The sequence below is a fragment of the Sporosarcina sp. P33 genome, from assembly GCF_002077155.1.
In the GTDB taxonomy this organism is placed as follows: Bacteria; Bacillota; Bacilli; order Bacillales_A; family Planococcaceae; genus Sporosarcina.
The window spans coordinates 2,463,291-2,482,405 of record NZ_CP015027.1; the positions used below are offsets into that span (position 1 = coordinate 2,463,291).

Consider the following 19,115-nt stretch of genomic DNA (forward strand, 5'->3'; position numbering starts at 1 on the left):
TGATTCTTGAGATTAGTATTATCTTACCCTTATAGATATGTCTAGACAAGTGCTGCTGATTCCATGCAGCTAAGGCGGGTTATGGGAAGAGTGTTTTGATTTTCTGGCAGATTCGAATGAAAATAGTGATGAGAAGTGCCTGGCCGCGACAAAGTGGCAGGGGGCTTCGCTGATCGCAGACGATAATCGCTTGAGCTGCCCCGTTATCCGCTCATCGCAGTGCGTTGACTGATCATACTGCCGCGTCCTCCGCTCATAGTGACGCGTTAACCGCTCATACCGCTGCGTTATCCGCTCATACCGCCGCTTCATCCGCTCATAGTCATGCGTTGACCGCTCATACTGCCGCGTCATCCGCTCATAGCCGCGCGTTGACCGCTCATACTGCTGCGTCCTCCGCTCATAGTCATGCGTTGACCGCTCATACTGCCGCGTCATCCGCTCATAGCCGCGCGTTGACCGCTCATACTGCCGCGTCATCCGCTCATAGCAACGCGTTAACTGGTCTACTGCTACGTCACGCGCTCATAGTGACGCGATGACTGATCACAACGACGTGCTATCCGCTCATACCGCCGCCTCATCCGCTCATAGCCATGCGTCAACCGCTCATAGTCACGCGTTGTCCGCTCATAGCCCCGCGCTAACCGCTCATACCGCCGCGTCAACCGCTCATACTGCCGCGCCACCCGCTCATAGCCGCGCGTTAACCGCTCATACTGCCGCGCCACCCGCTCATAGCCCCGCGTTAACCGCTCATACTGCCGCTTCATCCGCTCATAGCCGCGCGTTAACTGGTCTACTGCTACGTCACGCGCTCATAGTGACGCGATGACTGATCACAACGACGTGCTATCCGCTCATTCCGCCGCCTCATCCGCTCATAGCCATGCGTCAACCGCTCATAGTCACGCGTTAACCGATCATACTGCCGCGTCAACCGCTCATAGTCACGCGTTAACCGCTCATACCCCCACGCCAACCCCCAACCCCACCCACACAAAATAGCCCCACAAGTCTAAAAATTCACTCATAAAAGCCCGTAGCCACAGGCTTCCAATTCACTATTGACATCAAAAATCTTCATCTGTTATCATTGTGTGTAACCGGTACCACATCGAAATGTGAGACCGGTTACACAAGAATAGAATGAAGGTGGAATGGTTGGCGAATATTCGGGATGTTGCGGGAAAAGCAGGGGTTTCGGTAGCGACTGTTTCACGCTATTTAAATAATAAAGGATACATAAGTGAGGACGCGAAACGGGTGATTTCGCAGGCGATTGAAGAGCTTAATTATCAGCCGAGTATGATTGCGCGTTCGCTCAGCACAAAGCAAACGACATTTATCGGCCTGATTGTTCCGGACATTGTGAATCCGTTCTTTCCGGAGCTGGCGCGGGCGATCGAAGATGTTGCGCTGGCGTATGATTATACCGTGATTTTATGCAATTCGGATGAAGAGCTGGAAAAAGAAATTAAGTATGTTCAGACGCTTCAGCGAAAGTATGTGGCGGGTTTTATTGTGGCGACAAGTCATGAAAAAGCGGAACACTATACTGAATTAAATGTGCCGATTGTAGCAATTGACCGCAGAATTCATTCGTCGATTCCGTATATTGCAACGGATAACCGGGAAGGTGCGCGCGTTGGGACGGAGCATTTATTGCAGAGCGGCTGTAAAAATATTCTTTGCATGAGAGGTCCTTCGGGATTGGGCCCGGCGGATGACCGGTTCGACGGATTCAATGACGCGGTGAATGGGAAAGACGTAAAGACGCATGTTGTGGAATGTCCGTTTCAGTTTGAAGCGTCCGAAAAGATTGTCCAGGACATATTGCAGGACGTGCCGATTGACGGGATTTTCGCGAGCAGTGATGTGACGGCGGCAGGGGCAATGAAAGCTGCCCATTCGCTCGGAATTCATGTTCCGGATCAGCTTCAAATCGTCGGGTATGACGGCACGATGCTTGCAGGCCAATTAACACCCGGATTGACGACGGTAGCGCAGGATTTATATAAAATTGGCGCAACGGCAGCGAGGATGCTCATTAAATTAATTGAAGGGCAGGAACTGACGGAGCGTGAAGTATTAATTCCGGCAGAGCTGCTCATTCGGGAAACGACAAGGAGTGGAGCATGATGATAACAGTCATTGGCAGTGCCAATATGGATCTGGTAGTGGGCACGGAAAATTTCCCGGATCAGGGAGAGACAGTTCTTGGAAATGTGTTTGATACGGTGCCAGGCGGAAAAGGTGCGAACCAGGCGATTGCGGCAGCACGGCTTGGAAGTGAAACAAATATGGTCGCTTGCGTAGGCAGTGATTTATTCGGCACGAGTATCGTGAATAATATGCAGCAGAATCATGTAAACACTGCAGGCGTCCGTACAGAAGAAGGGGCTTCCGGCATTGCAAATATTCTGCTGTCGGAAGGAGACAATCGGATTATCGTAGTACCTGGTGCAAACTCCTTGCTGATGCCTGCACATATCGATGAAGTGGAAGATGTCATCAAGCGCAGCAAATTGGTGATGCTGCAGCTGGAAATTCCAATACCTACTGTGATATACACATTGGCGAAATGTCAGGCAATCGGCATTCCTGTTCTGTTGAATCCTGCGCCGGCTCGCGGTTTTGAACTGGATATGATGCCTTCGATTTCCTATTTGACGCCAAATGAAACAGAATGTGAACAAATTTTCGGCATGAACATGACAGATGCCTTAGAAAAATATCCAAACCGTTTGATTATCACACTGGGGAAAGACGGAGCCCGGTACTTTGACGGTGAACGCCATGTCATCGTGGAAGGGTTCCCGACGAAAGCGGTAGATACGACGGGAGCAGGCGATACATTTAATGGGGCGTTTGCGCATGCGATCGTCGCGGGGATGGAGCTGGAAAAAGCGGTCCGTTTCGCCAATGCGGCGGCTTCATTATCCGTAGAGAAGTTTGGCGCACAAGGCGGTATGCCGAGCGCAGAGGAAGTAGCCGCGCGGTTGGAGGAAATGAAATGAAAAAGCATGGCATGATCAATCGGGAAATTGCGGCGGTCCTGGCTAAAATGGGCCATACGGATCAGCTGACGATTGCGGATTGCGGTTTGCCGATTCCTGAAGGTGTTCCTTGCATCGATCTTTCCTACACGTTGGGAAAACCAGGATTTACGGAAATTTTATTTGAAATATTAGAAGATTTTCAAGCGGAAAAAGTATATATTGCAGGCGAAATGAAATTAGAGAACCCGCATGTGTACAGCGAAATCAATCAGTTGGAATGCCCGGTTGCTGAGCTGACGCATGAACAGCTGAAAGAACAGTCAAGACAGTCCAAAGTGATTATTCGTACAGGAGAAGCGACACCTTATGCCAATATTATCGTGCAGTCAGGCGTCATATTCTGAAAGTGGGTGAGCAGAGATGATTGCGATGAGCGGGATATCGAAAAGTTTTAATGGAAACAAAGTGCTCGAAAATGTCGAGTTTGACGTAGTGAAAGGTGAAATCCATGCGCTTATGGGAGAGAATGGCGCAGGAAAGTCCACGCTGATGAAGATTCTGACCGGTATTTACAGCCGTGATTCAGGAGAGATTTGGGTGAAAGGCGAGAAGGTGGAATTCAAAAACGCCCAAGAAGCCGAGGCAGCGGGAATTGCGGTTATTCACCAAGAGCTTAATATTTTGCCGGATCTGACCGTTGCAGAGAACTTTTATTTAGGCAATGAAAAGACGTTCGGGAAAACGGGGATTTTGAAGACGAAGGAAATGAATCGCCAGGCGGAAGAGATTTTGGCAAAACTCGGCTTGCATGTCGATGCGCGTACGATCACGCGTGAATTATCTGTCGGTAAGCAGCAAATCATTGAAATTGCAAAAGCTGTTTCCTCGAATGCGGAATTGATCATCATGGACGAGCCGACTGCAGCACTGACCGACCGTGAAATCGAAACGTTATTTCAGACTGTCCGCGCACTGCAGGCAGAAGGCGTATCGTTTGTTTATATTTCGCATCGAATGGAAGAAATTTTCGCAATGTGCGACCGTATTACCATTTTACGGGACGGTCAGTACGTCGGTGTGCGCAATATTAAGGAAACGACGTTTGAAGAAGTCGTGCAGATGATGGTTGGACGTGAGCTTGGCGAACGCTTCCCGGCGCGGTCGAGTGAAATTGGCGAAGTCAAACTGAAAGTAGAAGGTTTGGCACGCGGCGACATATTTGAAGATGTATCGTTTGAAGTGCATAAAGGGGAAGTCGTCGGCATTGCCGGATTGATGGGTGCGGGGCGCACAGAAGTGATTCAATCAATTTTTGGCTTTAAGAAACCGACTGCGGGCAAGATTTTCATCGACGGCAAACAAGTGGTGATTTCTAATCCGCTGCAGGCGAAAAAGCTTGGCATTGGATTTGTGACGGAAGACCGGAAATCAGAAGGGCTCATACTCGATTTTTCCGTGAAAGAAAACATGTGCCTGACGAACTTTAACCGCATTTCCCAATCAGGTGTCATTCAGAAAAATAAAGAGAAAAACTTATATGACACAATGTCTAAACGCCTTGGCGTACGCACATCGGGACCGGAACAAGTTGTGAAATCCCTGAGCGGCGGAAATCAGCAAAAAGTCGTCATTGCCAAGTGGCTCGGGATTGAACCGGATATTCTGTTTCTGGATGAACCGACAAGAGGTGTGGATGTCGGAGCGAAAAAGGAAATTTACAGCATCATCAATGAACTTTCGGAACGCGGCGTCGCCATTGTGATGGTTTCATCTGAATTGCCCGAAGTGATCGGCATGGCGGACCGTGTGCTCGTGATGCATGAAGGGCAACTGATGGCAGATTTGCCAAAAGAAGAAATGACACAGGAACGGATTATGCATTTTGCAACAGGAGGTGACAAAGTTGTCCAAGATTAATATGAGATCTTCATTACAGAAATTAGGGCCGGTCATTGGATTGCTTTTGATCGTCGTCATTATTTCGATTATGAGTCCAAGCTTTTTAACACTGAATAACTTATTCAATGTATTGCGCCAAGTATCGATTAACGCATTGATCGCGTTCGGGATGACGTTTGTTATTTTGACGGGCGGAATTGATTTATCAGTCGGTTCGATTCTTGCGCTGACCGGTGCGGTTACAGCCGGTATGATGTCAGGCGGTATGGATCCGATTCTCGCTATGCTGCTCGGCGTACTGTTAGGTGTGCTGCTCGGTGCTATTAATGGATTGATCATTGCGAAAGGGAAAGTCGCACCGTTCATCGCGACTCTCGCGACGATGACGATTTTCCGCGGACTGACGCTTGTGTACACAGAAGGACGTCCGATTTCAGGACTTGGCGACTCGTTCACATTCCAGATGCTCGGTAAAGGATATATTTTCGGTATCCCGGTTCCGGTCATCACGATGGCCATCTCCTTTGCAGTGCTGTACTTTATATTGAAGAAAACGACATTCGGACGCCGTGTGTACGCGGTCGGCGGGAACGAAGAAGCATCCCGTCTTTCCGGAATCAATGTCGATCGAATTAAGATTTATGTGTATTCATTGGCGGGCGGCTTGACAGCCATCGCGTCACTCATTTTGACGTCACGTCTGAATTCAGCACAGCCGACAGCGGGAAATATGTTTGAACTCGATGCCATCGCTGCCGTAGTGCTCGGCGGGACAAGTCTGACAGGCGGCCGCGGATGGATTGTCGGCACGTTAGTCGGTGCGCTGATTATCGGTGTTTTAAATAACGGGTTGAATTTGATTGGCGTATCCTCTTTCTTCCAACAGGTCGTAAAGGGTGCAGTTATATTAATCGCGGTGCTCTTGGATCGCAAAAAGACAGCATAAGGAGATGTGAAATGAATGAAGAATATCAAATGGTTATTGCTTATGGCGGTCGTGCTGGTTTTGGCAGCTTGTTCATTGGAGCAGCCAGGCTCAGAATCCTCATCAGATGATAAGGGAGACGCAGGAAAAGACGGCGGCAAAGCGTATAAAATCGGACTGTCGGTTTCTACGCTGAACAACCCATTCTTCGTCACGTTAAGTGAAGGGGTAAAAGAACAGGCGAAGGATTCGGGATCAGAAGTGATCGTTGTGGATGCACAGGACGATGCATCTAAACAAGCAAGTGACGTGGAAGATTTAATTCAGCAGGGTGTAGATCTGCTTATTATTAACCCGACAGATTCTGAAGCGGTAGTCTCTGCGGTAGAATCTGCAAACAGCTCGAACGTTCCGGTGATTACAGTAGACCGCAGTGCGGCAGGCGGAGAAGTGGTGTCACACATCGCATCTGATAATAAAGCAGGCGGCGTGTTGGCTGGAGAATATATGCTGGAACTGCTTGGCGAAGATCACGCAAAAGTAGCGGAACTTGAAGGAATTGCAGGATCATCCGCAGCGCGCGACCGCGGAGCAGGCTTTAACGAAGCGGTGGAAGGTAAAGTAAACATCGCGGCAAAACAAACAGCAAACTTCAACCGTGCAGAAGGTCTGACGGTCATGGAAAACATTTTGCAGGCGAACCCGGATATCAAAGCCGTATTCGCACATAATGACGAAATGGCGTTAGGCGCATTGGAAGCCATCCAATCTGCCGGTAAAGATATTATCGTCATCGGATTCGACGCAACAGACGATGCAGTAAATTCTGTTAAAGACGGCAAACTGGCTGCAACCATTGCACAAAAACCTGAAGAAATCGGGAAGAAGGCAATGGAAGCGGCAGTGGCTAAGCTGAACGGCGAAGAAATCGAAGCGGATATTCCAGTTGAGTTGGAATTGATTAAAGAGTAAGTGCAGTATATGAATAAGGAAAACTCTCTGGCCAGATTTTTGGCTGGGGAGTTTTTTTGTTTGTGTGCCCGGCATGTGCTATAACTTGGTGGTGAAAGTCCACTACAGGCTTGGCAGTAGGAACTGTTAGCTAAGGGCAAGGGTGTCCATTGTGAGATGGAATCTGAAGGAAGCCTACGGCAAAATCCCGAACTGACGAACAGAAATTGTATATAAGGCTGAATTGGAACGGACGAGTTTGCGAAACCTAACGAAGTCCGATACTGCCCGAATTCCATACAGTAGATACAACAGTTACATGGGAGGAAGGTTGTAGCACTTACCCGGGAAGGTCTCACGGACGAGGAAACTCGGTTGAAACAAGATTTATCGTGAGAAGTCAGCAGACGTCATAGTAGTTTCCTAGCGGAAATGAAGGACTGAACAATCTTAAATCTTGGAAAACAGGGAGGTGTAGACATCACCGCCGAAGCGCAGAAAACATCACGGCAATGCCAAAAGATGGCTGCCTATGGAGAGATAGGTTGGAAACCGAAGGGTAGATAGGAGCGCGCAAGGGATGTCAACATGGAGATGAAAGAACAAGATGGTATCGACTTAATCGATAAAGTTATTACAGATGATAACCTTTGGAATGCCTATGCAAAAGTGAAAAGCAATAAAGGGGCCCCTGGCGTTGATGGGATTACCGTCGATCAATTAAAAGGACATATGGTGAAATACTTTCAGCCATTAAAGATGAAGCTGAAAGATGGCACCTACAAACCTCAGCCAGTTAAACGAGTAGCCATACCTAAGCCGGATGGATCGAAAAGATATTTAGGAATTCCGACTGTGTTGGATAGAGTCGTACAACAAGCCATCTTACAGGTCATAAATCCAATTATTGATCCGAAATTCTCGGAACATAGTTTTGGATTCCGAAAAGGCAGGAGTGCGCATCAAGCCATAAAATTGGCAGAACACTACTACGAAGAGGGTTATCGAGTAGTTGTTGATTGTGACCTCAAGAGTTATTTCGATACGATACATTACCAAAGGGTACACGCGTACTTAGAGGAGTTCATATCAGATAGAATGGTACTGAAACTGATATGGAAATTTCTCCGGTCTGGTATTCTGGACAAAGATATTTATATCGAAACAACAGAGGGAGCGCCGCAAGGCGGACCGTTATCACCGATATTGGCAAATGTCTACCTTAATAAACTAGATAGAGAATTAGAGAGAAGAGGACACCGTTTTATTCGGTACGCGGATGACTTCGTCATTTATGTCAAAAGCAAACGTGCTGGAGAACGTGTGATGGAAAGTGTCACGCAGTTTATTGAAAAAGATTTACAACTTCTTATCAACCAGAAGAAAAGTAAAATCTGCGGTGCCACATCCGCTACATTCCTCGGCTTCAATATCCAAAATCTCATGGAAAAGTCGGTTGCCGGCCTAGTGGATCGGCAAAACAACGGTTCAAAGACAAACTACGAAAACTGACTAGTCGAAAGCGCCCCGGAACATTTGTGGATATCGTCAAGGAAATCAATCAAGTGACGGTTGGTTGGATTAACTACTATGGCGTAAGCAGAATGAAAACATTCATTCTAGAAATCCAACACTGGCTAAACCATCGTTTACGACAAATCATCTGGAAGCGATGGAAGAAAGTTCGTACGAGGTACGCTATGCTTCGCAAATATGGCATCGATCATGAGGATGCCATGAGACTGGCAAATTCCCGAAAGGGATATTGGCGTGTATCGAGAACCATGACCTTCCATCGTGCAATAACAAACGAAAAACTCATAAAGTGGGGACTGAAAGATATACCCCAACTTTATGAGCAAAGATACTTAAAAGGTTGAACCGCCGTATACCGAACGGTACGTACGGTGGTGTGAGAGGTCGGCTAATCAATTAATGATTAGCCTCCTACTCGATTGTTTTATACGGATACAAGCCGCGATGAATTATACATGAATTACAAAATGACCAATTCCTATTGGGATATCTTTACATTGTGTCTAATGTGTGACAGTCCTTCTGTAACTATAATAGGACTTAATAGTCCGGCTAGTTTTAAGGATGTATAACGAGGAGGTGAATACATGCTTGGATTTCCCGCAGAAACATTTTGGTGGTTCGTTCCATGGCCGTTTATATGGGTAGGGTTAGCTACAGTAATATACTTTAAATTAAAACGTGAAGATGACCTAGAAGATGAATTGGAAAAGGAACAACATAAGCAAAACTAAAATATATAGTAGCGATGGGGGGATTCAATGAGTATTGATGGGATTATTTTCATTGTGTATCTAGGTATGCTATTAACGATTGGTTTATGGTTTTCCAGGAAATCCGCAGCTTCTACAGAACAATATTTACTTGGTGGACGTTCTCTCGGTCCAGCAGTTACAGCAATGACTATGCAAACTACTGCCATGAGCGGATTTATGTTCATGGGTGCCCCAGCTATGGCCTTTAAATATGGCTGGTATGCCATTTGGTATGCTATAGGTGATGCTGGAGGATCAATCATTAACCTATCTGTTTTAGGTAAACGGATGAGAAGAATGTCTGAAATTTTGGGAGCGCTTTCACCAATTGAGTATTTGGAGAAACGTTTTGAAAGTCCAAGCATTCGTGTAGTCGGATCAATTATTTCAATTGTTTTTTTGTTCGGATACGTTTGTGCCCAGTTTATTGCAGCTGGAAAGGCCATGGCTACATTGACAGGTTTCACGTACGAACTATCCCTTATTATAGGAATTAGCGTGATTATAATCTATACAGTAGCAGGAGGCTATTTAGCTGTTGCTTATACATCTTTTGTGCAAGGCTTAATTATGGTGCTTGGTGTTGTGGGCATAGGGTTTCTGGCGTATTTCCATGTTGGCGGGCTAACAGGATTGAATGTTGCGTTAAAAGATATTGATCCTTCATATTTAAGCATTTGGGGTAAGGGGCTGGCTTATTACGGACAATGGGGGATGGTGCTGGGGGCAATTCTTATCTACTCTATAGGATACATGGGACTCCCGCATGTAGTAGTTCGCCATATGTCGATGAAAAGCACTAAAACAGTTAAAGGAGCAGTCATAATTAGTGCTCTTTGGAATCAATTCTTCATCTTTGTTCCTTATATTCTAGGTATGATCGGTATTATCTTATTACCGACAATTGCGGATCCTGAAATGATTATCACTGAACTTGCCTATACGTTATTCCCGGGAATCTTCGCAGCATTATTGCTGTCTGCTATTATGTCTGCAGTTATGTCCACCGCAGACTCCATCTTGATGCAGGCTGGTTCCATTCTTTCACGCGATGTATATCAACGTTTCATTAATAAGAATGCTAGTCAGAAGACGATGATTCTTGTATCAAGATTGTGTATTTTAATGGGGGGAATTGTAGGGGTTGTTGTTGCGATTTATGAGCCGCCTTCTGTATTTGCATTAGTTTTATTTGCCTTTGGTACACTGGGGAACGCTTTCTTAGTACCTTATGTTTCGTCGGTTTATTATAAAAAAGCCAATTATATAGGGTGTTTATCTGCAATGATAGGCGGTGCAACGACTAATATTATTTGGACATCAATGAGTTTAGAAACGTCGACAGGTCTTCATCCTTTCTTGGCAGGTCTGATTGTTTCTGTACTAGGTATGATGATTGGAAGTCAGTTCGGTCTTGAACCTTCAGAGGAGGTGAAAGAAGCATTTGAACAGTCCAGGAAAAAGCGTTTCTTTTCTAAAGAGTTTGATCAGAACATCACACGGGATTTGGCGCCAGAGGCAAGTAGTGTATCAAAATTTTTGACTAATGATAAATAATTCATAGGAGCAGATGCTTATGAGCGCTATGTTAGTACAGGAAATTGAATTTACAGAAGAGGAAGTATTGCATGGGCTGCGACAATATGAGAAACAAACCTATTTTCAAATTCAAGATGTAATTTACTATCCTTATTACTTCTTTGAATATCAGGTAAGTGCTAAAAGTTTGCTAAAGTTTAATGGTAAAGCTGCTTGTACTGTGGATGCACTAGGTGGGAGAGGTGCAATGGTGGACGTTCGACCAGTATTTTATGAAAGAAAAGTAGAGAATGGAAGAATTCCTGGACTTGTAATTGAAGAGAACGAAGCCATTGCCATAGCAAAGCGATTTGTTTTTGATAATGCTTCTTCAAAAGCTAAATTCGTTACAATGCCTAAAATCATAGAAGTGCAAAGAAATCTATTTTATCGTCCATTCTGGCTGGCAGATTTTAAGTTGCAGAATAATAAACAAGGTCAACTCATTGTAGATGCAATTAGTGGGAGTTACCATCCCCTATAAAGCATAATATCGAAACTACTATAATTACAAGGGGGAATTATGTATGGTTCATATCGCAAATGAAGCTAAGGAAATTCATCACTTTATTGGTGGCGAATTTAAAAAAGGACAGAGTGGAAAGTTTGGAGATGTATTTAATCCAGCAACAGGAGAAGTCACAGAACGATGTCCTTATGCAACTGCGAATGAAGTGAATGAAGCCGTTGAGTTAGCAGACCAAGCTGCAAATGAATGGAAACGAACCTCTGTCGCGAGAAGAATGGACATACTTTTTAAGTTCAGAAATCTACTTATAGACGCAACAGATGAACTTTCTATTGCAATCGGCAAAGAAAATGGAAAGACTATCTCTGATGCGAAAGGAGAAATAGGAAGAGCAGTTGAATCTGTTGATTTTGCGTTAGGCTCTCCACACTTATTAAAAGGAGAGTATTCCAAAAATGTTGGAGGGCAAATAGATGCCTATTCGATTAAAGAACCCCTAGGCGTTGTAGTTAGCATTGCGCCGTTTAATTTTCCAGTCATGGTACCTGTAGCGATGACGACAATGGCAGTCGCTTGTGGAAATGCTGTCATCTTGAAACCTTCGGAACGTGTGCCGAATTCGGCACTGATTATTTCAAGACTTTGGAGGGAAGCTGGACTTCCTGCAGGTGTTTGGAGTGTGATCAATGGTGATAAGCAAGCGGTGGATGCCCTTATTTCACATGCAAAAGTTATGGCTGTCAGCTTTGTAGGTTCTACTCAGGTCGCTGAATATATATATGAAAAGGCAAGTAAACACCATAAAAGAGTGGCAGCATTCGGTGGCGGTAAGAATCATATGGTCATCATGCCCGATGCGGATATCGACTTTTCGGTAAATGCCTTTTTGGGTGCTGCGTATGGTGCTGCTTCTCAGAGATGCATGGCCATATCTGTCGCGATGCCTGTCGGCGAAGATACGGCAGATCGTTTTACAAAAAAATTGAAGGAACGGGTAGAAGAACTGAAAGTGGGAACTTATGACGATGCAACAGCGGATTTTGGTCCTGTCATTACACAACAGGCGAAAGACAATATTTTGAAATCTATTGAAGAGAGTTTGGAAGAAGGTGCTGTTCTCTGTGTAGATGGACGTTATCCCCAAGTTGAAGAAGACAAAAAAGGCGGGTTTTACTTAGGAGCCACGTTATTGGATGGAGTAAAACCGGATATGAAGATTTATAAAGAGGAAGTATTTGGGCCGGCGCGTATTGTCGTTAGGGTGCAAGAACTGCAGGAAGCCATTGAATTGATTAATGATCATGAATTTGGGAACGGGGTTACTATATTTACACAAAGTGGTCCAGCTGCAAGAAAATTCACGGAAGAAATTGAAGTAGGTATGGTAGGGGTTAATGTCCCAATTCCTATACCTGTAGGTTATCATAATTTCGGGGGATGGAAACGCTCCAGATTTGGCGATGGTCAAATGTTTGGTCCCGATAACGTACGTTTTTACACAAAGGTAAAAACCGTCTCGGAAAGATGGCCTGAAATGCAACTTAATAATGCCCCGATTACTTTTGATTTCCCTAGTTAATCGGTAATTTATGTTGATTATCTTGTAAAACAAGCTGCGTAATATCTAGAAAATTAAGTACAGCCACTATTCGCAAATCACATGTGAATAGTAGCTGTACTTTACAAGAATTACTTTTGGACAACGATTTGTTTAGCCATAATAGCTACTTCAAGTGCAATTCGATTTAGTGGAGACATAAAGTCCTGACCTAGTATGGATTCGATTTTTTCCAATCGATGATACAGCGTCTGCCGAACGATGAAAAGACGATCTGCGGTTTCTTTTTTTGATCCCCCACATTCAAGATAAGTGCTCAATGTTTCGAATAGCTTGCTGTCTGTCTTTGTATCATAGTCAATTATTGATTGAAGATAATCATCTACATAGTGATCAAGGTATCCTTCTTCATTTATCAAAAGTAGTAATCTGTAAATTCCCAAGTCCTCATAAAAATCACTTTCAAACAAAAACTTCTGCTTAATATCCACTACTTTTATAGCTTCTTTGTAGCATGCCGCAATTTTTGATAAGTCTTGTTGGACTGAGCTAATCCCAAAATTATAAGAGCCGTCGTTAGACAAAGCATTGTCGTCCATACTCTTGATTATATGGACGAGTTCAGTGAAGCGGCTAGTATCTTTGATATGTTGATCTGAAGCGATAAAGGATGCAATAATAGTTATTTCGTTTTTATTAACCGTTAGAGCAGGAAAGAAGCCGTGCCGCTTAAAAAGTGAACGAATTATCATGGATTGCTGTAAACGGATTTCTTCCCAGCTATGCTCATCTATTATGGATTCATTTGTATCCATCTGAATGACGAAAATCCGAAAATGTGTATTTCTGCTTTTCGTTGGTAAATAAGATTGCTGATCTTCTTGTTCTACAGGACGTCCATACAATAAATTACGGACGAATTCATCTTCGTTATTTTGGTTTCTCTCTTGGATAGTACGATTACGAATTAATATTTGTGCAATGGCAAGAGATGCTCGATCTAAGATTAAAAATACGAATTCATCAGCAAGCGATTGTGGAAGATGCAGGCACAAATAACCTAAAGCTTGCCCCAATCCATTTACGGGTAGCAAGGCGAATGGCTGATCTTTAATTATATAAACGTCATGCTCAAGAGTCTTTGTATTATTTTCTTTCAAGAGAACTTGAAGATCATGTATCCACTCTTTTGATTCAATAGGATAATAATAAGATTTCTCATCACCAGATATAAACAGAATGTCTGTTTTAAATTGTGAATGCAACTTTTGTAAAATCTTTAAGATTCCGTTGGGCTTTAAGCTTAGCTCATTAAACTTCCGAGATAGTGTATCAATTTTTGAAAGCATCTCATAATGACGGTTAATGATTACTGTATGCAAATCCTGTGTAATATCAACAAACTTAACAGTTTTCTCGAAAATTGCGATTGGAAAGTCCTGATTATTTGCGAAGTTAATAATATCTTGGTGGATTTCATTAAAATACGTACCTATTTCTACGCAAAGACACGCAACGTCTAATTCAATTAACTGCTTTATATAATTTAATTGTGCAGCTGTGTCAAGCCGTAAATGGATACCTGTAGTTAAAATTATTTCCCCTCCATTCACAAAAGAACTGAAGTCGCTCACTTCAAGTACATGAGACCATTTTACTTGACGATCTAATCCGTTTTTTCCTGCGATGAGCCTTGCATGTTTGAAGGTGTTACGAGCAAGAACATCTTGAACAGTCAAATATAAATCATTCATCCTCAAATACCTCCATAATGTAAAAGAATTAGTTGAACGATGTTACACAATGTACAGTGAAAGTATTTTTATTAATTGGTAAACTATAGAAAGTAGTTTAGCTTAAGTCTTGTTGTAAAGCAAGGTTAGAAGAAATGGAGGATGAAAAATGGCTACTATAGTTATAGAAAAGAAAGCGCTTTCTAATTTCGTTAATGGACAATGGGTAAAATCGCTTACGGAAAAATATGAAAAAGTGCCAAATCCCGCTACAGGTGAGATTATTGCAGAGGTTCCAATTTCAACTGCAGAAGATTTACAAGTTGCAGTCGATGCAGCTAAAAAAGCTTACTCGTCTTGGAAGAAAGTCGCTGTACCCCAAAGAGCTCGTATCCTATTTAACTATCAGAATCTATTAATTGATCATTGGGATGAACTGGCACAATTGATCACAATAGAGAATGGAAAAAACTATGCAGAAGCCTATGGTGAAGTTCAGCGTGGAATCGAGTGCGTGGAATTCGCTGCAGGAGCTCCAACACTGATGATGGGTTATCAATTGCCTGATATCGCCACGAACATCGAATCAGGTATGTATCGCTATCCACTGGGAGTAGTCGCTGGAATTACTCCGTTTAACTTCCCTATGATGGTTCCTTGCTGGATGTTTCCACTTGCCATCGCTGCTGGAAATACGTTCATCTTGAAGCCTTCAGAGCGTACACCGCTTCTGGCGAACAGATTAGCAGAACTATTAACTGAAGCGGGGCTGCCGGAGGGAGTATTCAATATCGTCCATGGTGCACATGATATCGTGAATGGGATACTGAGTCACCCCGACATTCCTGCTATATCATTTGTAGGATCTCAACCTGTTGCCGAGCATGTATATAAAACAGGAACTTCTTATGGTAAACGCGTTCAAGCACTGGCAGGAGCTAAGAATCATTCGATTGTTATGCCGGATGCAGATTTGGATTTGACGGTTACTAATATTACTAATGCAGCGTTTGGTTCTGCTGGTGAGAGATGTATGGCCGCTGCAGTTGTAGTTGCAGTAGGTGATATTGCAGATGAGCTTGTGAAAAGATTGGTCGATGAAGCAAATAATATGACGATAGGTAATGGATTGGAAGAAGGAATATTCCTCGGTCCTGTCATTCGTGACTCCCATAAGGATAAGACGTTATCTTACATCGAATCTGGTGTAGCTGAGGGAGCAAATCTAGTTCGTGACGGACGTAGCGATAAATCTACCTCGGAAGGCGGATATTTTGTAGGACCAACGATTTTTGAGGGCGTTACAAAGGAAATGCGAATTTGGAAAGAAGAAATCTTTGCACCGGTACTATCAGTGGTTCGTGTAGAGACATTAGATGAAGCGATTGAGCTTACAAATCAATCGGAGTTTGCGAATGGTGCTTGCCTGTATACAGATAGTTCAAAAGCCATTCGTCAATTCCGTGAAGAAATTGATGCAGGGATGCTGGGTATAAACCTTGGTGTACCAGCACCTATGGCATTCTTCCCGTTTTCAGGTTATAAGAAATCATTCTATGGTGATTTGCATGCAAATGGACGCGATGGGATTGAATTCTATACACGTAAGAAAATGCTTACAGCTCGTCATTCATACTGATAAATGAGGGGGAATTTATAATGAAGGCATTACATGCACAAGATCAGATCAATAAACAATCCTTGGCTGAACAGAATCAGGATAAAATTTGGCACCATATTTCTGCATACAATGAAAAAAATCCACCAATGATTATCGAGAGTGGAGAAAATGCTTGGATTACAGATCATAAAGGAAATCGTTATCTAGATGGTATGTCAGGATTATGGTGTGTTAATGTCGGATATGGAAGAGAAGAAATAGCAAAAGTAGCATATGAGCAAATGAAAAAACTGGCTTATGTACCTATGACACAAAGCCATAAACCAGCAATTGAGCTCGCGGCCAAATTGAATGAAATGTTGGGAGACGACTATAAAATCTTTTATTCAAACAGTGGATCGGATGCGAATGAGGTAGCATTCAAGCTTATTCGTCAATACCATCAGCAAAACGGAGAGCCATCGCGATTTAAATTCCTATCACGCTATCGTGCGTATCACGGTAGTTCAATGGGAGCCTTATCGGCTACAGGTCAAGCTTTGCGAAAGTATAAGTATGAACCACTAGTACCAGGATTTTTGCATGTGGCACCGCCTGATAACTACCGTAAACCTGAAGGGATTTCGGTGGAAGAATATAATATACAGCGTGCTCTAGAGCTTGAAGAGAAAATCATTTGGGAGCAAAAAGATACCATTGCAGGCATTATTATGGAACCACTCATTACAGGTGGCGGAATTTTGATTCCCCATCCGGTGTACCTAGAGAAAGTTCAGGAAATCTGTACCCGCCATGGCGTTCTATTAATCATTGATGAAGTAATCTGTGGATTTGGACGTACTGGAAAAGCATTTGGGCATCAGCATTACAATGTAAAACCGGATATCGTTACTATGGCTAAAGGTTTGACTAGCGCATACTTGCCGCTATCAGTGACTGCAATCCGTAAAGATATTTATGAAAAGTTCGATACTGGAGAAGATTATAGTCATCTGCGCCACGTAAATACATTTGGTGGAAATCCTGCAGCTTGTGCAGTAGCATTAAAGAATTTGGAAATTTTGGAACGTGAAGATCTTATCAATCGTTCTGCGGAGCTTGGGGAGCGTTTGACAGATGAGCTTGCGTGTTTGAAAGATCACCCATATGTGGGAGATATCCGAAGTCTAGGTTTCCTAATGGGTATTGAGCTAGTTGAAGATAAAAAAACAAAAGAACCTGCTTCGAATGCTCGTATAACCAAGATTATTGGAGAGTGTAAGGCAAATGGTTTAATTGTAGGCCGGAACGGTGAAACGGTAGAAGGATTTAATAATGTTCTAGCGTTATGCCCGCCGCTTTCTTGCACAGATGAGGATTTTGAATTTATTGTCTCTGTTATAAAAAAGGTATTTAAAGAGAATGAATAAGACGCTATTTTTCTTTTGAATATACAAAGTAATACCTCATGTCTACCTGTCTGATAGAAGATAGCTAGGGGTGCTACTTCTATGGAGCAAGTGATCCATGCAATATTATCTGGTGATTTACTGAATATAAAACAGATGTAAATAATCAACTATATATTTTGTAAACGAGGAGGAATGAGGATGTTAATCGGTGTGCCAAAGGAAATTAAAAATAATGAAAACCGAGTTGCCATGACCCCCGCGGGAGTTTTTACACTTCGATCGTCTGGTCATGAAGTAATAATAGAAACTGAGGCTGGCTTAGGATCTAGTTTTACAGATGCTGACTATATTGAGGCTGGCGCGAAGATTGTTCAGACGGCAGAAGAGGCATGGAGTGCGGAGATGGTTATGAAAGTTAAGGAGCCGATTACTTCTGAATATCGTTTTTTCCGTAAAGGATTATTGTTATTCACATACTTACATTTAGCTTCTGAAGTGGAGCTGACTGCAGCACTACTGGAAAATGAAGTAACAGGTCTTGCTTATGAGACTGTTCAATTATCAACTGGTTCATTGCCTCTTCTCGCTCCCATGAGTGAAGTAGCGGGACGGATGGCAACACAAATTGGTGCACAATACCTTGAAAAGACAAAAGGCGGTAAAGGTATTCTACTGGCTGGCGTGCCGGGTGTTTCTCGCGGAAACGTCGTAGTTATCGGTGGCGGCCAGGCAGGAACAAACGCTGCACGTGTAGCGATTGGAATGGGGGCGCATGTAACTGTATTGGACTTATCAGTAGATCGTTTACGCCAGTTGGATGAGATTTTTGGTAATAGTATTCAAACAATTGTTTCTAATCCTTTCAATATTGCAGAATCCATCAAAGAAGCTGATTTGGTTGTGGGTGCCGTTCTGATTCCAGGAGCCAAAGCACCTAAGTTAGTAACTGAAGAAATGGTTCAATCTATGAAGCCAGGATCGGTCCTTGTTGATATTGCAATCGATCAAGGGGGAATCTTTGAGACATCAGATCGTGTTACAACACATGATGATCCAATCTATGTAAAGCATGATGTTGTTCATTATGCAGTTGCGAATATGCCTGGTGCTGTTCCACAGACATCTACAATCGCATTGACTAACATGACTGTGCCATATGCCCTTCAAATAGCCAATAAAGGATACAGACAGGCACTCCTTGACAATGAGTCACTTCGTAAAGGTCTAAATACAATGAGTGGCCAAGTAGCATATAAAGCTGTAGCAGAAGCGCAAGACTTGCAATACAGTCCTGCAGAATCCTTACTTGAGAATCAAAATTTAGTTTCCAACACTTAAGAAGTATAGCAATGCTTATGGTAAGCAGTTGTGAAAAAGTGAAATCTTAAAAGCCCCTTTCTTAAAATACACTTTGGAATTAAGGTGTATCTAAAGAAGTTGGGCTTTTTATTATTAAAAGAATTAATCTACATTACTTGCTTATTGATTTAATTTAGCTATGGTTAAACATTTCTCTAGCTGCAGTGTATATGATTATATCAGTAAATATCAGGATCTTAATAATCGGTTCCGCTTTACCAATTTAGTCATGAAACTTTATTCGAGATATTGAACAGATCTATAACATCACTTGAAAGCCCTGTCGAGTCTATCAAGTTCCTGTATAATGAACGTAAAAAGGAGTTTGATAGATTTGA

The 19,115-nt window shown here is 43.1% G+C and carries 19 protein-coding genes; 15 read left to right on the plus strand and 4 right to left on the minus strand.

Annotation, left to right across the window (positions count from 1 at the left end; translation table 11 throughout):
- Positions 1-69 precede the first annotated feature (69 nt).
- From SporoP33_RS16095 to SporoP33_RS16105, 3 genes are read right to left on the minus strand one after another with little or no spacing between them, the layout of a single operon-like run.
- The gene (locus SporoP33_RS16095; RefSeq protein WP_155961356.1) at positions 70-480 is read right to left on the minus strand and encodes a hypothetical protein; all 411 of its coding nucleotides are present in this window, start codon (positions 478-480) and stop codon (positions 70-72) included.
- Between the two features lie 32 nt (positions 481-512).
- Positions 513-773 carry a hypothetical protein gene (locus tag SporoP33_RS16100; RefSeq protein WP_155961357.1) on the minus strand — a complete coding sequence of 87 codons (261 nt, stop codon included), beginning with the start codon at positions 771-773 and terminating at the stop codon, positions 513-515.
- A 32-nt stretch (positions 774-805) separates the two neighbouring features.
- A complete protein-coding gene (locus tag SporoP33_RS16105) occupies positions 806-982 on the minus strand; it encodes a hypothetical protein (RefSeq protein ID WP_155961358.1) in 177 nt (58 codons plus the stop codon).
- A 173-nt stretch (positions 983-1,155) separates the two neighbouring features.
- Here SporoP33_RS16105 and SporoP33_RS12175 point away from each other — a divergent pair, with 173 nt between their 5' ends.
- From SporoP33_RS12175 to SporoP33_RS12220, 12 genes are all read left to right on the plus strand, one after another.
- Positions 1,156-2,142 (plus strand): LacI family DNA-binding transcriptional regulator, encoded by a 987-nt coding sequence (locus SporoP33_RS12175; protein ID WP_369821931.1) that lies wholly within the window; start codon positions 1,156-1,158, stop codon positions 2,140-2,142.
- Positions 2,142-3,020: a ribokinase gene (gene rbsK / locus SporoP33_RS12180; RefSeq protein ID WP_081243960.1), complete on the plus strand. Its 879-nt coding sequence runs from the start codon at positions 2,142-2,144 to the stop codon at positions 3,018-3,020. The genes SporoP33_RS12175 and rbsK overlap by 1 nt, the downstream gene beginning before the upstream one ends.
- Positions 3,017-3,406, plus strand: a complete 390-nt coding sequence (gene rbsD, locus SporoP33_RS12185; RefSeq protein WP_081243961.1) for a D-ribose pyranase — start codon at positions 3,017-3,019, stop codon at positions 3,404-3,406. Before rbsK ends, rbsD begins: the two co-directional genes overlap by 4 nt.
- A 16-nt stretch (positions 3,407-3,422) precedes the next feature.
- Complete coding sequence (locus tag SporoP33_RS12190; protein WP_081243962.1) at positions 3,423-4,919, plus strand: sugar ABC transporter ATP-binding protein; 1,497 nt, start codon at positions 3,423-3,425, stop codon at positions 4,917-4,919.
- 1 nt (position 4,920) lies between these two features.
- Positions 4,921-5,847, plus strand: coding sequence for a ribose ABC transporter permease (gene rbsC, locus SporoP33_RS12195; RefSeq protein ID WP_081244856.1), 927 nt, complete (start codon positions 4,921-4,923; stop codon positions 5,845-5,847).
- A gap of 15 nt (positions 5,848-5,862) precedes the next feature.
- A complete protein-coding gene (rbsB, locus tag SporoP33_RS12200; protein ID WP_081243963.1) occupies positions 5,863-6,798 on the plus strand; it encodes a ribose ABC transporter substrate-binding protein RbsB in 936 nt (311 codons plus the stop codon).
- Positions 6,799-7,365: 567 nt separating this feature from the next.
- Entirely contained in the window at positions 7,366-8,289 is a 924-nt protein-coding gene (gene ltrA / locus SporoP33_RS12205) for a group II intron reverse transcriptase/maturase (protein WP_231293244.1), read from the plus strand.
- Positions 8,290-8,315: 26 nt separating this feature from the next.
- Complete coding sequence (locus tag SporoP33_RS16370; RefSeq protein WP_231293245.1) at positions 8,316-8,657, plus strand: group II intron maturase-specific domain-containing protein; 342 nt, start codon at positions 8,316-8,318, stop codon at positions 8,655-8,657.
- A gap of 243 nt (positions 8,658-8,900) precedes the next feature.
- On the plus strand, positions 8,901-9,047 hold the full coding sequence (locus SporoP33_RS16265) for a hypothetical protein (protein ID WP_196796786.1): 147 nt from the start codon (positions 8,901-8,903) through the stop codon (positions 9,045-9,047).
- Between the two features lie 27 nt (positions 9,048-9,074).
- Entirely contained in the window at positions 9,075-10,625 is a 1,551-nt protein-coding gene (locus SporoP33_RS12210) for a sodium/proline symporter (protein WP_081243964.1), read from the plus strand.
- A gap of 19 nt (positions 10,626-10,644) precedes the next feature.
- A complete protein-coding gene (locus tag SporoP33_RS12215; protein WP_081243965.1) occupies positions 10,645-11,130 on the plus strand; it encodes a hypothetical protein in 486 nt (161 codons plus the stop codon).
- Between the two features lie 43 nt (positions 11,131-11,173).
- Entirely contained in the window at positions 11,174-12,694 is a 1,521-nt protein-coding gene (locus SporoP33_RS12220) for a CoA-acylating methylmalonate-semialdehyde dehydrogenase (RefSeq protein ID WP_081243966.1), read from the plus strand.
- A 110-nt stretch (positions 12,695-12,804) separates the two neighbouring features.
- Here SporoP33_RS12220 and SporoP33_RS12225 read toward each other — a convergent pair whose 3' ends face one another.
- Positions 12,805-14,427, minus strand: a complete 1,623-nt coding sequence (locus SporoP33_RS12225; protein ID WP_081243967.1) for a PucR family transcriptional regulator — start codon at positions 14,425-14,427, stop codon at positions 12,805-12,807.
- Between the two features lie 148 nt (positions 14,428-14,575).
- Here SporoP33_RS12225 and SporoP33_RS12230 point away from each other — a divergent pair, with 148 nt between their 5' ends.
- From SporoP33_RS12230 to ald, 3 genes are all read left to right on the plus strand, one after another.
- Positions 14,576-16,045 (plus strand): CoA-acylating methylmalonate-semialdehyde dehydrogenase, encoded by a 1,470-nt coding sequence (locus SporoP33_RS12230; protein ID WP_081243968.1) that lies wholly within the window; start codon positions 14,576-14,578, stop codon positions 16,043-16,045.
- 20 nt (positions 16,046-16,065) lie between these two features.
- Positions 16,066-17,436 (plus strand): aspartate aminotransferase family protein, encoded by a 1,371-nt coding sequence (locus SporoP33_RS12235; protein WP_081243969.1) that lies wholly within the window; start codon positions 16,066-16,068, stop codon positions 17,434-17,436.
- 180 nt (positions 17,437-17,616) lie between these two features.
- Positions 17,617-18,756 carry an alanine dehydrogenase gene (ald, locus tag SporoP33_RS12240; RefSeq protein WP_081243970.1) on the plus strand — a complete coding sequence of 380 codons (1,140 nt, stop codon included), beginning with the start codon at positions 17,617-17,619 and terminating at the stop codon, positions 18,754-18,756.
- Positions 18,757-19,115 lie beyond the last annotated feature (359 nt).